The following is a 15,323-nucleotide window of genomic DNA, read 5'->3' as shown; positions in this document are numbered from 1 at the left end:
GCCCGCCCGGCCGCGCACCCGAGGCCGTACAAGATCGTAGAAGGCCGTACGAACCCGGCCACCGCCCGCTGAGCTGTGCGATCGGACACTCCGCGGCTGAGCGCCCACCGGGAGCGGATAACCTGGGAGCACCGCCGCGGACCGACGTCCGAGTGTGTGAGACGCCGGCGCGGTGCTCGTTTGTGGAGGGGAACGCTGTCTTGACTTCTTCCCCCACGGCTGAAGCCGAAGGCAGGGTCTCCGCGCTGAAAGGAACACGATGAGTGCTGCCCGCGTGGGCGTGGTCACTTTTCCCGGAACTCTCGACGATCAGGACGCGGCTCGCGCCGTGCGCCACGCGGGCGGTGAGGCCGTCCCGCTGTGGCACGCCGACCCCGACCTCAAGGGAGTCGACGCGGTCTTCCTGCCCGGCGGATTCTCCTACGGAGACTACCTGCGCTGCGGGGCCATCTCCAGGTTCGCGCCGCTGATGGAGGAGCTGATCCCCGCCGCCAGGGCCGGGCTGCCGGTGCTCGGCACCTGCAACGGCTTCCAGATCCTCTGCGAGGCCCACCTGCTGCCCGGGGCGCTGATGCGCAACGCCGGGCTGCACTACGTCTGCCGCGACCAGGGCATCCGGGTCGAGAACACCGCCACCCCCTGGACCTCCGACTTCACCGAGGGTCAGGAGATCGTGCTGCCGATCAAGCACGGCGAGGGCCGCTACGTCGCCGACGAGGCGACCCTGAGCGCCTTGGAGGCGGGCGGACAGGTCGTCTTCAGGTACGCGGGCGGCAACCCCAACGGCTCCCTGAACGACATCGCGGGCATCCGCAACGAGGCCGGAAACATCGTCGGGCTCATGCCGCACCCCGAGCACGCCGTCGAGGACCTCACCGGCGCCCCGAGCGTCGACGGCCGCGGCTTCTTCTCCTCGATCCTGAAGAATCTGGTGAACGCATGAGTCTCGACACCGTCAAGCGGGCCGAGGACACCCCGGACGAGCGCCAGCCGTACGCCGAGCTGGGCATGAAGCTCGACGAGTACGAGCGGGTCCGCCAGATCCTCGGCCGCCGGCCCACCGGCTCCGAGCTCGCCATCTACAGCGTCATGTGGAGCGAGCACTGCTCCTACAAGTCGTCCAAGGTGCACCTGCGCCAGTTCGGCACCAAGGCTCCCAAATCGGAGGCGCTGCTCGTCGGGATGGGGGAGAACGCCGGGGTCGTGGACATCGGCGACGGCTGGGCCGCCACCTTCAAGATCGAGTCGCACAACCACCCGTCCTATGTCGAGCCTCACCAGGGCGCGGCGACCGGCGTCGGCGGCATCGTCCGCGACATCATGTCGATGGGCGCCCGGCCGATCGCGGTGATGGACGCGCTCCGTTTCGGCGCGGCCGACGCCCACGACACCCGCCGGGTGCTGCCCGGCGTGGTCGAGGGCATCAGCCACTACGGCAACTGCCTGGGCCTGCCCAACATCGGCGGCGAGGTCGTCTTCGACCCCTGCTACATCGGCAACCCGCTGGTCAACGCCCTGTGCGTCGGCCTGCTGCGCAAGGACCAGATCAAGCTCGCGGTGGCACCGGGGCCCGGCAACAAGGTCGTCCTGTTCGGCGCCCTCACCGGCCCCGACGGCATCGGCGGCGCGTCCGTGCTCGCCTCGGCCACGTTCGAGGACGAGTCGCAGGCCAAGCGTCCCAGCGTCCAGGTCGGCGACCCCTTCATGGAGAAGCTGCTGATCGAGTGCTGCCTGGAGCTGTACCAGGCGGACGTGGTCGTCGGCATCCAGGACCTCGGCGCCGCAGGCGTCTCCTGCGCGACCACCGAGCTCGCGGCCAAGGGCACCGGCGGCATGGACGTCAGGCTCGACCTCGTACCGCTGCGCGATCCCTCGCTGCGGCCCGAGGAGATCCTGATGAGCGAGTCGCAGGAGCGCATGATGGCGGTCGTCACCCCCGACGACATCGATGCCTTCATGGCGATCTGCGCGAAGTGGGACATCCCCGCGACCGTGATCGGCGAGGTCACCGACTCCAGCCGTCTCGTGATGACCTGGCACGGCGAGACCATCGTCGACATCCCGCCGGGCACCGCGGCCGACGAGGGCCCGGTCTACGAGCGGCCGTTCCACGAGCCCGCCGGCCAGGTCGCGCTGAACGGCGACGTCCCCGGCCGTCTCGCCCGCCCTGCCGACCTGCGCGCGGCGCTGCTCGAACTCCTCGGCTCGCCGAACCTCGCGTCCAAGGAGTGGGTCACCTCCCAGTACGACCGGTACGTCCGCGGCAACACCGTGCTGGCCCAGCCCGCCGACGCGGGCGTGTTGCGCATCAGCGAGGCGATGCCCGGCGCCGAGGAGACGACCAGGGGCATCGCGCTCGCCACCGACGGCAACGGCCGCTACACCCGCCTCGACCCGTACGCGGGTGCACAGCTCGCCCTCTCCGAGGCGTACCGGAACGTGGCCGTGACCGGCGCGACGCCGCTCGCGGTGACGAACTGCCTCAACTTCGGCTCCCCCGAGGACCCCGAGGTCATGTGGCAGTTCTCCGAGGCCGTGCGCGGTCTCGCCGACGCCTGCAAGACCCTCGGCGTCCCGGTGACCGGCGGCAACGTCTCGTTCTACAACCAGACGGGATCCGTGCCGATCCACCCGACGCCGGTCGTCGGCGTGCTGGGCGTCATCGACGACGTGGCCTCGCGGGTTCGCAGCGGCTTCACCGGCGACGGCGACAGGATCGTCCTGCTCGGCGAGACCGAGGAGGAGTTCGGCGGCTCGGAGTGGGCGCACGTGGCCCACGGCCACCTCGGCGGCCTGCCGCCCGTGGCGCGGCTGGAGTCGGAGCGCGACCTCGCCCTCGTCCTGACGGAGGCCGCCTCACAGGGGTTGCTCACCGGTTCTCACGACCTGTCGGACGGCGGGCTCGCCATCGCCCTCGCCGAGGCGTGCATCGCCCAGGGCGTGGGCTGCGAGGTCTCCTTGACGGGCGACGACGCGTTCGTCGACCTGTTCAGCGAGTCGTCGGCCCGCGCGCTGGTGACCGTCGCGCCGGAGTCGTTCGACGCCTTCGCGCAGCTGTGCGCGGCCCGCGACGTGCCCTGCTACGGCCTGGGCACCACCGGTGGCGACGCGCTGAAGGTGGAGGGCGTCCTGGAGATCCCGGTCGCCGAGCTCAGGGAGACCCACACGTCCACCCTGCCGGGCATCTTCGGCTGATCCTCGTACGAGATCCCAGGGATCCCTGGGATCTCGGAGGTTTTTGGGAGGTCGGGCCCCTCACCGTCGTGTGACGGTGAGAGGCCCGACCGATCTATGTGGATCACACGGTCGGCGTGGGGAGACGGCGTGATGAGGACGGTGAGTCCGCACCGCGCCGCCCGCCCTTCGCGTTCCCGCGAAACGAGTCGGGCGGATCACGTGGGTCGCGTTCCCGCGAAAACGGGTCGGGCGACCGGACGGATCACACGGACGGCGGCCGAGCACGAGGATTCCCCTCCGGTGACCTCCACCGGTGGCATCACCCGGTGGGTCGCGCGGCCGTCCGCGTTCTTCGGCGTTCCACGGCACGCGAGAGGCCCTGACGACCGTCCGGGATCTCTCACGTGCCGTGGAACGGAGATCAGGAAGTGCCCATGCAGAGCGCGTAGACGGTGCCGCTGGTGTTCTTGCCCGCCACAGTCCAGCCGCCACCGCTGGGCAGGCTCGCGTAGATCTGACCGGAACCGCTGCCGCTGCTGTTGAAGCCGCCGCCCGTGACGACCTTGCCCGGGCCACAGCTCACGCTCTTGTTTCCGCCCTGACCGCCGAAGCTGAAGGAGTCGGTGACGGTGGTGATGGTCGGGACAGCGCCCTTACCGTCCTTGCCATCCTTGCCGTCCTTGCCGTCCTCACCCGGGAGACCCCTGTCACCCTTGGGACCGGCAGGACCCGCGGGGCCGGCCGGACCGGCCGGACCGGTCTTGCCGTCCTCACCCTGGAGACCCTTGGGACCGGCAGGACCCGCGGGACCGGCAGGACCCTGCTTGCCGTCCTCACCCTTGGGACCGGTAAGACCCCTGTCGCCCTTGGGACCGGTAAGACCCTGGTGGCCCTTGTCACCCTTGGGACCGGCGGGACCCTGAAGGCCCTTGTCGCCCTTGTCACCCTTGGGACCGGCGGGACCCTGGGCGCCCGGCTTGCCCTCTTCACCCTGCGGACCCTGCGGGCCGGTGTTGCCCTTCTCCCCGTCGGCCCCCTTGGGACCCTGCGGACCCTGCGGTCCGGCCTCGCCCTTGGGACCCTGCGGGCCGGTGGCGCCGTTCTTGCCGGGGAGACCGCGCAGCCCCTGCGGACCCTGCGGGCCCTGCGGTCCGGCGTCGCCCTTGAGGCCCTGCGGACCGCGCTCGCCCTGCGGGCCGGCGCTGGCGATGCCCTGCTGCTGGGCCTCGCCCTGCTGCCCCCACCTGATCCGGATCTCGGTCGTCCTGCACTTGGCCGTCGCGTTGACGATCCGGGTGTAGCGCGTCTGCTTGTGAACGCACGCGTGAATCTCCGCGCCCGCCGACGAGGCGACGGCACTGCCGCCCGCGGTGAACAGCGTTCCTACGAGCACGCCAACGGTGACGGCGGCGAGCGAGCGTCCGCCCGGCAACCTGATAGCCACTGGGCTTCCTTTCTGCGACACCAGAGCCTGGTGTGATTGAAGAGGTACACGTAGTACACGTTTCAAGCGTTCCAAGGGTTGGCACGCCAAACATCACGCTTAGGCCTCGAAACCCTGCCGTTCGACTCGCCTGCCGACACCTGCCGCATACGGGATAATCGGGCCGTTCGGGGGAACCCGCCCGCTGGGCGCGGACGAACAAAGACAGGGAACCGACAGGGTTCTCCAGACGCGGAGGCCACCGTGCCGACCATCAACCCGGCAGACGCGGTCGCGGAAGACGCGAAAAACCGCGCCCGGCGGGAACCGTACCTTCCACCGGCGACCCAGCCGATCCGCACCGTGGTGTGGGCACTGCACCTGGCGCTGCCGATGCTCGGGCTCTGGCTGCTGCTCGCCGAGCCCGACCTGAACATCGTGTTGCAGGACAATCCCAGTCATTTCTGGCTGATCATCACCATCGCCGGGATCAACCTGGTCCTTGGGCTCATGGTCGGCGAGGCGTCGGCCCGGCGCTCGGACGCCCGCCTGCTGCTGGTCTCCCTGGTCTTCCTGAGTGGCGCGGGATCGTTCCTGGTGCACGGGCTGACCACGCCGGGGATCATCCTGGAGGGCACGAGCTACGGCTTCGACCTCTCCCATCCGGTCGGTCTTCTCGTCGCCTCGGTGTTCGCGTTCGCGTCGGCGCTGCCCCTGGGCGGGCGGGCGGCCGAGGCCGTGCTGAGAAACCAGATGTGGCTGCGCGGAGGACTCGCCGCCCTGATCATCGGGTGGGGAGTGGCCTGCCTGGTGCCGGACCTCACCCCGCTCAGCGGCTCGCCTCCCATGGGGACGGGCCTGGGCGGGCTGGAGTGGGCCGGGGTGGCTCTGTTCGCGGCGGCGTCGGCGATGATGTTCCAGCTGCACCGCAGGCGCCCGGCGGTCGTGCTGATCAGCCTGGTCACCGCGTACGCGCTCCTCGCCGAGGCGCTGGTCGCGGGGTTGTCCCACCGCAACTGGCACCTGTCGTGGTGGCTGTGGCACGCGCTGCTGACCACCGCGTTCGTCTTCGTCGCCTACAGCGCCTATCTGCAGTTCCGGCGGGAGGGCACCAGCGCGGGGCTGTTCGACTCGGTGGCGCTGTCGGCGACGGTCCGCAGGATCAGGGCCGACTACGAGGCCGCCCTGGAGGAGCTCGTCGGCCACCTGCGGCGCGGGGAGGAGAGCAGGGTCCCGATCGCGGACCGGCTGGCGGGCAAGTTCGGGCTCACCGAGTCGCAGGCGGCGGTGCTCGACCGGGCGGGTGAGGCGCTCGCCAACGAGCGGGAGCTGAGCGACCGGCTCGCGGCGCTGGCCGACATCGGCAGGCAGGCCCGGGTGGGCCTGCCGGAGAAGGAGATGCTCGCCCAGGGTCTCGACCGCGTCCGGCAGGCGTACGGGGACGTGCGGATCAAGCTGGTCGACAACGGCCGGGTCACCGTGAACTCCACGGAGTACGGCCGGCGGGACTTCCCCGAGGACCGGCCGATCCGGCTGGAGGGGAAGGTCGTCCACCCGCTGATGGTGAAGGGCAGGCTCGCCGGGGCGATCGAGGTGCCGGTCGGCAGGACCCCGCAGGACGAGGCGCTCGCCGCCACGCTCGCCGGCCAGATGTCCATCTCCCTGGAGAACGCCCGGCTCTACAGCGAGCTGGAGACCCTCTTCCGGCAGTACATGTCACCGGACGTGGCCCAGTCGCTGCTCGCCGACCCCCAGACCGCGGCGCTCGGTGGCGAGCTGGTGGAGCTCACCGCGCTCTTCGCCGACCTGAAGGGCTTCACGAGCTTCTCCGAGCGGGTGGCGCCCGGCGAGATCGTCGAGATGCTGAACCGCTACCACACCGCGGCCGTGCCCATCGTGCTCGGCAACGGCGGCACGATCGTGCAGTTCGTGGGTGACGCGCTGCTCGCGCTGTTCAACGCCCCGGCCCGGCAGGAGGACCACGCCCTCGCCGCGGTGCGGGCGGGCCTCGCGATGCAGCGGGCCGCCGAGGAGATCGCGGAGGGAATGCCCGGATATCCTCGCTTCAGAATTGGGATCAACACCGGTGAGGCGCTCGTCGGAAACATCGGCAGCCCCGAGTTGCGCGGTTTCAACGCGATGGGCGACTGCGTCAACGTGGCCGCCCGGCTTGAGGGGATCGCCGAGCCGGGCAGCGTCGTGATCGGCCAGAGCACCCTCGACCTGATCGGCTCCCGGGCCGAGACCCGATCGCTGGGCCCGCTCAGCCTCAAGGGAAGGGCGCAACCCGTCCATGCCTACGTACTGTCCGATCTCAGGTAAAAGTACCTTTCGCCGCGAGAGCGGCGCGCACACAATCGAAGTCGCCAGGAGGTGGTCATGATTTCTTCCCCCGAACCGGGCGAATTCATCACGTTGCTCACGGAGGACGAGGTGAAGGCCCTGTACGCCGCCGGGAGGCCCCGGCGCTGGGACAGGGGTGACACGCTGTGCACCGAGGGCGACGAGAGCGACTGGGTGCTCGTCCTCACCTCCGGCCGCGTCAAGGTCTCCTCGCACACCGCGGTCGGCAGTGAGGTGGTCCTCGCGGTACGAGGACCCGGTGCGCTGCTCGGCGAGTTCGCGGCGATCGACGGGCTGCCCAGGTCCGCCACGGTCACCGCCCTCGAACCCGTGGAGGGGATCACGGTCCGCGACTTCTCCTCGTACCTGCGCGACCACGGGAGGGTCGCCGTGCTGCTGATGCGGATGGTGATCGGCAAGATGCGCGACTCCGACCGCAAGCGCATCGAGTACGGCGCGTTCGACACCACGGGCCGGGTGGCCACCCGGCTGGTGGAGCTGGCCGAGCGGTACGGCGAGCCGGACAACGGCGGGGTGCGGGTGGCGTTGCCGCTCTCCCAGGACGAGCTCGCCGGCTGGACCGGGGCCTCCCGCGAGGCGGTCAGCAAGGCGCTGCGCTCCCTGCGCGATCGCGGGCTGATCGAGACGGGCCGGCGCCGCGTGATCATCCACGACATGGAGGGCCTGCGCAAACGGGCCCGCTGAGGGTCCGAGGGGCGAGGTGCAACGTCCGGCAGACTGGTAGGTATGGTCGCAATCCCCCAAGACCTACCCGGATCCCCCGAATACGCATCCAAGCTCCGCTACGCATGGCGGGTCTGCTCGGTCACCAGCCTCGGCCTGGTCTTGATCGGCATCTCCGGCAGCACCCTGAACGTGGCGCTTCCCACCGTGGTCAGGCACTTCCACGCCGACGCGTTCTCCGCGGGCTGGGTGCTGCTCGCCTTCCTGCTCGTCAACACCGCGACGCTGGTGTTCTTCGGCAGGGTGGCCGACCTGCTCGGGCGCCGGGAGATCTACCTCGCGGGGTTCGTCCTGTTCACCGTGGGATCACTGCTGGCCGGGCTCTCGCCGGGAATCTGGTTCCTGATCGCGATGCGCGTCGTGCAGGCGATCGGCGCCGCGATGATCCTCGCCAACGGCACCGTGATCATCACCGACGCCTTCCCGCCCGACCGGCTCAGCCAGGGCATGGGCGTCTACATCGGCACCCTCTCGGTCGCCCAGCTCGCCGGTCCCACCCTGGGCGGCCTCATCGCCGACACCGCGGGCTGGCAGTGGGTCTTCTGGATGAACGTGCCCGCGGGACTGATCGCCCTCGTCTGGGGCGCGTTCACGCTCCGCCACGTCTCGCGGGGGGCGCGCCGGCCGGTGGACGCGCTCGGCAACCTGATCGTGTTCGCCGCCCTCTCCGCGGCCCTGATCGCGCTGTCCGAGGCGGGATCGCGCGGCCTGTCGAGCCCCGTGGTGATCGTCGGCGCGGCGATCGCGGCGGTACTGGTGCCGGCGCTGGTCGTGGTGGAGCGCCGGGCCTCGCATCCCGTACTCGACGTGGGGCTGTTCGGCGAGCGCGTGCTCGCCTTCGCCAACCTCGCCTCCTTCTGCAACGCGCTGGCGCGCTCCGCGCTGATCCTGCTGGTCGCCCTCTACTTCCAGGCCGCCAGGGGCCTCGACGCCGTCACCGCGGCCCTGGGCGTGCTTCCCGTCCCGATCGGCATGGCCCTCGCCTCCCCGATCACCGGCGCCCTCGGCCGCCGCATCAGGCCGTACGCGCTCTCGGTGGGCGGCGCCCTGCTGAGCGCGACCGGGCTGGGCGTCCTGCTGCTGAACACCGCCCCCGCCACGCCGTACTGGATCATCGCGGTGGGCCTGTTCCTGTGCGGCTGCGGCAGCGGCACCTTCATGACCGGCAACACGACCCAGGTCATGTCCGCCCTGCCCGCGGGGAGCCTGGGCGTGGTGAACGGCTTCCGACTCATGATCATGAACGTCGGGATCGTGCTGAGCGTCGCCCTCACGCTCAGCGTCCTGACCGGCTCGGTCAGTGCCGGGCTGCGCGGCCAGGTCTACGCGGGCACGCTGTCGCGCCTCTCCCCCGTCGCCGTCGAGCACCTGATGACCGGCTTCCAGCGGACCTACGCCGTCCTGTTCGCCGTCGCGCTCACCGGTGTCCTCACGGCCGCCCTCGCCCGTCCCCGCCGCCCGGGACGCGCGAGGTCAGCGCCCTCCTGAACGGGCGGAAAGCAGCTCGATGCCGGAGACGAGGACGTCGACGCCGAAGGTGTCGTAGAGGTCGGGATCCCCGCCCTCGGAGAGGGGAACGGCCATCTCCACGATGTGCGGGTAGACGTCCGGCGGCAACGACTGGAGCCTGAGCCGCTTGAGGCGCATCCGCTCGGCCGCCTCCTGCTCGGAGACCCCGGGAGGGGAATGCCGCCCCGGCCCCGCCGCCAGCGCGATCGCCCCGCTGAGCAGGTACTGGGAGATCATGCAGCTCTCCTCGGGGGAGAACCCGCCGCGCTTGGCGAGACCGAGGGTCGTGTCCCAGACCTCCAGGAAGGTGGGCACCTCCGTGTGGTCCACCGCGTCCAGCACGTCCGCCGCGCACGGGTGGCGCCGGAGCACCCTGACCAGGCCCGCGACGAGCTCACGGAGCCCTTCCTGCCACGGGCCCGTGTAGCCCCCCTCGATCACGAAGTCCTCGATCAGGTGGTCCGCCATGCCGACGGTCAGCTGCTCCTTGTTCTTGAAGTGCCAGTAGAGCGCCATCGGGGTGACGCCCAGCTCCTGGGCGAGCCTCCGGATGGTCACCGCCGGCAGTCCCTCGGCGTCGCCGATCTCCAGCGCCTGCTCGACGACCGCTTCACGGGTCAGTTTCCCCATCACGCTTGACAACTATACGCCGTACGGGTTCCACTGTACGCCGTACATGTACGCCGTACATGTACGACGTATAAGTACAACGTAGAGGACGGGGAATGACGGACACCCGCAGGTGGTGGGCGCTGGGAGCGATCTCACTGGCCACTTTCATGACATATCTCGACAACAACGTGGTGAACGTGGCGCTGCCGACGATCCAGCGTGACCTCGGGCTGAGCATCTCCGGGCTGGAATGGATCGTGAGCGGCTACATCCTGGTGTTCGCCGGGCTGATGCTCGTCGGCGGGCGCCTGGCCGACGTCTTCGGGCGGCGGCGCGTCTTCCTGATCGGCCTCGTCGTGTTCACCGCGGCGTCGTTCGCGGCCGGGATGGCCACCGACGGCGGCGTGTTGATCGCCACCAGGGCGGTGCAGGGTGTGGGAGCGGCCTTCCTCACCCCCACGGCGCTGGCACTGCTCACCTCGACCTTCCCCGACGGCAGGGAACGCGCCACGGCGGTCGGCCTGTGGAGCGCGATCGGCGCGCTGGCCCTCGCCCTCGGCCCGCTGACCGGCGGGTTGATCAGCGAACGCTGGCACTGGGGCTGGATCTACCTGATCAACGTGCCGATCGGGGCCGTGACGCTCGGCCTCGCTCTCTGGGCGATCAGGACGGCCCCGCGGGAGACCGTACGGCGCGGTCTCGACGTCCCGGGCCTGGTGACATCGAGCCTGACGCTGTTCGCGCTGACGTACGCGCTCATCGAGGGCGCGGGTGCCGGATGGGCCTCGCCGGAGATCCTGGGCGCCTTCGGGATCGCCGCCGTGTCGGCGCTGGCCTTCGTGACGATCGAACTCAGGAGCCGGGAGCCGATGATCGACCTGTCGCTGTTCCGGTCGCGGGTGTTCAGCGGGGGCACGCTGTCGATGGGCCTGTGGTCCTTCGGGGTGTTCGGGATCTATTTCTTCACCGCGCTGTACCTGCAGAACGCGCTGGGCTTCTCGCCGATCGAGGCCGGGGCCGCGTTCGTGCCGATGGCGCTGGTGATGGCCGTCACCGCCACCCTCGCCCCGAGACTGGACAGGGCGCTGGGAACCGCGCGGACCGTGGCGGCCGGGCTCCTGCTGATGGCCGTGTCGGTGTTCGGGATCTCGTTCATCGGGGAGGACGGGTCGTTCGGCGACCTGCTGCCGTGGTTCCTGGTCTACGGGCTGGGCGGCGGCATGCTGGTGCCGCTCACCACGGCGATCCTCGGCGCGCTGCCCGCCGGCAGGACGGGAGTCGCCTCGGGGGTGCTGAACGTCTCGCGCGAGGTCTTCGGCCTGCTCGGGATCACGGTCCTGGGGGCGATCCTCAACGCGCGGCAGTCCTCGCTCCTGGCCGAGGGCGTGGGACAGCTGACCGCCTTCCTGGACGCGTACCGGTACACACTGGTCGTCGCCGCGGCCATCGTGCTGGTGGGCGTGCCGGTCAGCCTGCTCTCCCTGCGGGCCTCCCGGACCGCGAACCCGCCCATGGCCGCCGAGGAGCGTCCGGCCGTACCGGTGGGCTAGGGAGGCTCCCGCCTACCGAGACCGCACATCTGGAACGGCACCGGCCCGCGCCCCTCCCGAAGGGCGCGGGCCGGCGGCCTGGTCAGGAGCCGATCTTGTCGCCCTTCGCGTGCCAGGCGACCACGACCGACGGGCGGGGCTGGGAGGTGCCGCCGTCGGGCCAGCGGCTGCTGGGGGCCTCAGGGGTGGCGCCGTTGGTCTCACCGGGGTGCTGTACGGCGACGAAGACGCTGCGCTGGTCCTCGCTGACCAGCGGGCCGCAGGTCTCGGCGCCGACCGGCACGCTCAGGAACTGCTTCAGGTGGCCGCGCTCGGGACCGCGGACCGGCATGACGAACAGGCCGTCGTTGGCGCCGAGCTGGCTGCCGTCGGTGGCGATCCAGAGATTGCCGTCCGCGTCGAAGGCGACGTTGTCGGGGCAGGAGATCGCCGAGACCTTGGTCTTGTCGAACCCCGCGAAGTAGGTCGCCGGGTCGTTCGGGTCTCCGCAGACCAGGGGCAGGGACCAGGCGAAGGTGGTGGCCCCGGCGTCGTCGCGCCGTTCGACGATCTCCAGGACGTGGCCGTGCTTGTTGGCCGGACGCGGGTTGGCCTCGTCCACCTGGGCCGGGGTCCGGTTGGTGTTGTTCGTCAGGGCCACGTAGACGCCGCCGGTGACGGGGTTGCGCTCCACGTCCTCGGGACGGTCCATCTTCGTCGCGCCGACCTTGTCGGCCGCCGTACGCGTGTAGACGAGCACCTCCTCGGCCGTCATCCCGGGAACGTGCGAGACCTTGCCGGTGACGAGCGGGATCCACTCGCCCGAACCGTCGAACCGCCCGTCGGCGGGAAGCGTGCCGGTGCCGTCGATCTCGGCGGCCGGGCTGTCGCCGGTGAACCTCGCCACGTACAGCGTGCCGTCGTCCAGCAGGGTCCGGTTGTGCCGGTCGAAGCCCCGGATGTAGCGCTGCCGGGAGACGAACTTGTAGACGTACTCGAACCGGGAGTCGTCGCCCATGTAGGCGACCACCCGGCCGTCGGCGGCGAGGGAGGTGGTGGCGCCCTCGTGGGCCATCCTGCCCAGGGCGGTGCGCTTGATCGGGGTGGAGTCGGGGTCGAACGGGTCGATCTCCACGATCCAGCCGGTGCGGTTGATCTCGTTCGGGTGCTTGGCCAGGTCGAAGCGCTCCTCGACCCGGTCGAACCTGCGGTTGCCGCTCGGGATGCCCGCGGTGGTGCTCACCCCGTACCGGGCGAGGTACGGCTTCTGCGCCTCGGGCACGCCGTTGCCGTTGACGAAGTACTGGTTGAAGTTCTCCTCGCCGCTGAGCACCGTGCCCCACGGCGTGGTGCCGCCCGCGCAGTTGTTCAGCATGCCGATCGGCGTGGTGCCCCGGGGGTCGGCCGCGGTCTTCAGCAGGGCGCTTCCGGCCGCCGGGCCGGTGAACTTCATCGGGGTCTGCACGGTGATGCGGCGGTTGTAACGGCGAGCGCCGTTGGTGACCAGCTTCCACTGGCCGGAGTTCTTCACCCGCTCGATCTCGACCACCGAACCGCCGTGCGCCGCCAGCGCGATCCTGATCTGCTCCTCCGTCGCGGCGGTGCCGTCCGTGTAGCCGCGGAACATGAGGTTCTCGTCGGTGTACTCGTGGTTGACCCAGAGCAGCCCCCGGTGCTGCCCCATCGGGAAGAGGGTGACGTAGTCGCAGTTGTAGCCGAACTGCTTGGCCTGCGCGGCGGCCGTCTGTCTCTCGAAGTCGAACGCGGGGGCGCCGGGCAGAACCGGGTCGCCCCAGCGCACCACGGCCGCCGACAGGTAGCCCGAGGGGACCGTCACCTTGTCGTCGGTGTTCGGCGCGATGGCGGTGAAGCGGAGGCCGTCCTGCCGGCCGGGGCCGTGGCCCGGACCGTGGCCTCCGCCGAGGGTCTTCGCGTTCACATCCGTGTCCGGGTCGGCGAGGGCGGGGGCCGCCGTACCGAGCCCGACGCCGGCGACGACCGCGCCCAGGGCACCGGCGCGCAGCATGCCCCTGCGGGTCATCGCCTCGGCGACCACGTCGCCGAAGTAGGTGTTGTCGCTGGTGTTCACCACATCGTGGGCGCACTGGTCACCGCAGCGGAACCGGCAGGTGAGCGCGCTGCGGCCCCCCTTGTGCGGGCTCGTGAGCAGGGGGAGCAGTCGGCGCGGTGACGTGTTCGCCACGGGGTCCTCCAAAAAGGGGCGAGGTCTTCCGGCCCGGAGGCTACGTGCGCCGACCGAACCTGAGGTGAACGACGTTTGCCGGGATAATGAACCGTCTGTCCGAATGAGCTGTTCAGGTGAGCGTCACGCCCCGGACGAGTGGCCGGTACGGGCCGCTCCGACACCGTCCGGAAGGCGCGAGTGGGTCCGGAGTCGTCCGCGTCGTCCGTGGGCGCGGCTCGGGCGGGCATCATGGAGGGCGTGCCACCTCACAAACCCGACCCGGCCAAGGTCCGCGCCGCTCTCGACACCCAGCTGAGCGCCCTCGACGAACCACCCTACGACGGGCCGGGAGGGCTCGCGGCGCTGCTCGGCGCCTGCGTGAGCGTGGTGCTGCGAGCCTTCGCCCGGGAGGTCCGCCCGGAGCGGGACATCACCCGTTTCGCCGTACGGCACCTGCTGGACGAGCTCGCGACGGCGGCCCCCGGCAGGACCGTCGAGGTTCGGGTCCCGCCCTACGCGGCGGTGCAGTGCGTGGAGGGGCCTCGACACACCCGGGGCACCCCGCCCAACGTGGTGGAGACCGACGCGCGCACCTGGCTGGAACTCGCCACCGGCGGCCTGACCTGGTCGGAGGCGACGGCGGCGGGAAAGATCGCGGCGAGCGGCGCCCGCGCCGACCTGTCCGGCCACCTGCCCCTGCGGTAACCCCGGTCCGGCCACCCGCCCCTGCGACAACCCCCGGTCCGGCCACCCGCCGTTACGGGGCGGGCCGCACCTGGACGCCGAACCTGTCCTCGATGCAGCGCCGCTGGAGCTCGGGAGGCAGGTTCATGCAGTCGCCGACCTTGCTGTAGACCCAGCTCAGGAACACCGCCGCGATCACCAGGGTGAGCAGGCTCAGCACGATTCCCACCCAGGCCCTGCCGGGAGCCGACCGCTTGGCGAGCGCGACGATGCCGATGATCAGGCCGACGACCGCCACCAGTACGCCGAAGCCGCAGACGACGAGCGAGAGGATCGCGACGATCCCGAGCACGAGCGCGGCGGTGCCCAGCTTCCCGCTGGACCGGCGCTCCTCGTCCGGATACGCCGGATACGGCGTGGGGTACGGATAGGCGGGCGCACCCGGCGGCGCCGGATACGGGGTGCCGGCATGGGGCTGCTGGGAGGGGTCGATCCCGGATGGCGGCACTCCCGGACCACCGTAGGGCTGCCCGGCCTGCTGCGCCTCCCCGTATCTCGGCTGCTCGTACCCCGGTCCCGGCTGCTCGTAGCGCGAGGGCGGGGTAGGAGGCTCGGGGACCTCGGGGTGATGCGTCTCGGGCCTGCCGGACTCGCCGGAGGTCTCCGAGGCGCTCTCCCAGCCGGGGTAGGCGGACGGCGTGGTGCCGGGCACCGTGTAGGGCTGCCCCTCGGGCTCCCCGGCTCCCTCCGTCCCCTCCCGTGCTCCTTCGGGTGTCCTCTCGGGCGCCCCCTCGGGCGACGGGCCGATCGGCGCTCCCTGCGCCCCGGGACTTCCCGGGGTCCCGGAGGAGCCCGGCGTGACGTGCCGGCCGCTCCCCTGGTCGGGCGGGGGTACCTCGGGCGCGGTCGGCGTGTCCGGGTGCGGCGGCAGCCGCGGCTCCGTGGGAATGGAGGACGGTTTCCAGGTCGGCTCGTTGGGATCGGGCACGGGTGTTTCCGGGTCCGGCTCCTCCCACGGCTCGGGAACCGACGGCTCCCACGTGCCTCCCGGCTGGGACGAGTGGGACGTGCCGGTGCGCAGGCTGTACGAGGAGTACGGCTACACGCTCAACGAGAA

11 protein-coding genes and 1 pseudogene are annotated in these 15,323 nt (G+C 70.9%); 8 read left to right on the top strand and 4 right to left on the bottom strand.

From position 1 onward, the window contains the following. The first annotated feature begins 259 nt into the window (after positions 1-259). Positions 260-943, top strand: coding sequence for a phosphoribosylformylglycinamidine synthase subunit PurQ (gene purQ, locus ABT352_RS39300; protein ID WP_350950145.1), 684 nt, complete (start codon positions 260-262; stop codon positions 941-943). Further along, positions 940-3,195, top strand: coding sequence for a phosphoribosylformylglycinamidine synthase subunit PurL (purL, locus tag ABT352_RS39295; RefSeq protein WP_350950144.1), 2,256 nt, complete (start codon positions 940-942; stop codon positions 3,193-3,195). Before purQ ends, purL begins: the two co-directional genes overlap by 4 nt. Positions 3,196-3,598: 403 nt before the next feature. Here purL and ABT352_RS39290 read toward each other — a convergent pair whose 3' ends face one another. Next, positions 3,599-4,621: a collagen-like domain-containing protein gene (locus ABT352_RS39290; protein ID WP_350950143.1), complete on the bottom strand. Its 1,023-nt coding sequence runs from the start codon at positions 4,619-4,621 to the stop codon at positions 3,599-3,601. Positions 4,622-4,864: 243 nt separating this feature from the next. Here ABT352_RS39290 and ABT352_RS39285 point away from each other — a divergent pair, with 243 nt between their 5' ends. The 3 genes from ABT352_RS39285 to ABT352_RS39275 are packed head-to-tail and all read left to right on the top strand — an operon-like array spanning position 4,865 to position 9,175. Continuing rightward, positions 4,865-6,922 (top strand): adenylate/guanylate cyclase domain-containing protein, encoded by a 2,058-nt coding sequence (locus ABT352_RS39285; RefSeq protein ID WP_350950142.1) that lies wholly within the window; start codon positions 4,865-4,867, stop codon positions 6,920-6,922. 57 nt (positions 6,923-6,979) lie between these two features. After that, the gene (locus tag ABT352_RS39280; RefSeq protein WP_350950141.1) at positions 6,980-7,648 is read left to right on the top strand and encodes a Crp/Fnr family transcriptional regulator; all 669 of its coding nucleotides are present in this window, start codon (positions 6,980-6,982) and stop codon (positions 7,646-7,648) included. Positions 7,649-7,690: 42 nt separating this feature from the next. Then, the gene (locus tag ABT352_RS39275) at positions 7,691-9,175 is read left to right on the top strand and encodes an MFS transporter (RefSeq protein WP_350950140.1); all 1,485 of its coding nucleotides are present in this window, start codon (positions 7,691-7,693) and stop codon (positions 9,173-9,175) included. On the opposite strand, the gene ABT352_RS39270 is transcribed toward ABT352_RS39275, so the two are convergent. Then, a complete protein-coding gene (locus tag ABT352_RS39270) occupies positions 9,161-9,826 on the bottom strand; it encodes a TetR/AcrR family transcriptional regulator (RefSeq protein ID WP_350950172.1) in 666 nt (221 codons plus the stop codon). The two genes, ABT352_RS39275 and ABT352_RS39270, sit on opposite strands and share 15 nt — an antisense overlap. 95 nt (positions 9,827-9,921) lie before the next feature. Between ABT352_RS39270 and ABT352_RS39265 the strand changes: the two genes are divergently transcribed. Further along, positions 9,922-11,358, top strand: coding sequence for an MFS transporter (locus ABT352_RS39265; protein ID WP_350950139.1), 1,437 nt, complete (start codon positions 9,922-9,924; stop codon positions 11,356-11,358). An 82-nt stretch (positions 11,359-11,440) separates the two neighbouring features. Here the strand turns inward: ABT352_RS39265 and ABT352_RS39260 are convergent, their stop codons facing one another. Next, positions 11,441-13,540, bottom strand: a complete 2,100-nt coding sequence (locus tag ABT352_RS39260; protein ID WP_350950138.1) for a PhoX family protein — start codon at positions 13,538-13,540, stop codon at positions 11,441-11,443. A 231-nt stretch (positions 13,541-13,771) separates the two neighbouring features. Here ABT352_RS39260 and ABT352_RS39255 point away from each other — a divergent pair, with 231 nt between their 5' ends. Beyond that, a complete protein-coding gene (locus tag ABT352_RS39255) occupies positions 13,772-14,227 on the top strand; it encodes a sterol carrier family protein (RefSeq protein WP_350950171.1) in 456 nt (151 codons plus the stop codon). Positions 14,228-14,279: 52 nt separating this feature from the next. Here ABT352_RS39255 and ABT352_RS39250 read toward each other — a convergent pair whose 3' ends face one another. Further along, complete coding sequence (locus tag ABT352_RS39250; protein WP_350950137.1) at positions 14,280-14,918, bottom strand: DUF4190 domain-containing protein; 639 nt, start codon at positions 14,916-14,918, stop codon at positions 14,280-14,282. Positions 14,919-15,063: 145 nt separating this feature from the next. On the opposite strand from ABT352_RS39250, the pseudogene ABT352_RS39245 reads away from it, so the two are divergent. Then, positions 15,064-15,323: pseudogene (locus ABT352_RS39245) on the top strand (hypothetical protein); the annotation flags it as partial.

It is taken from the genome of Streptosporangium sp. NPDC000563 (assembly GCF_040299985.1).
Taxonomy (GTDB): domain Bacteria; phylum Actinomycetota; class Actinomycetes; order Streptosporangiales; family Streptosporangiaceae; genus Streptosporangium.
The sequence above is the reverse complement of the archived record's forward strand: the minus strand, read 5'-3'. Positions and strand labels throughout refer to the sequence as shown.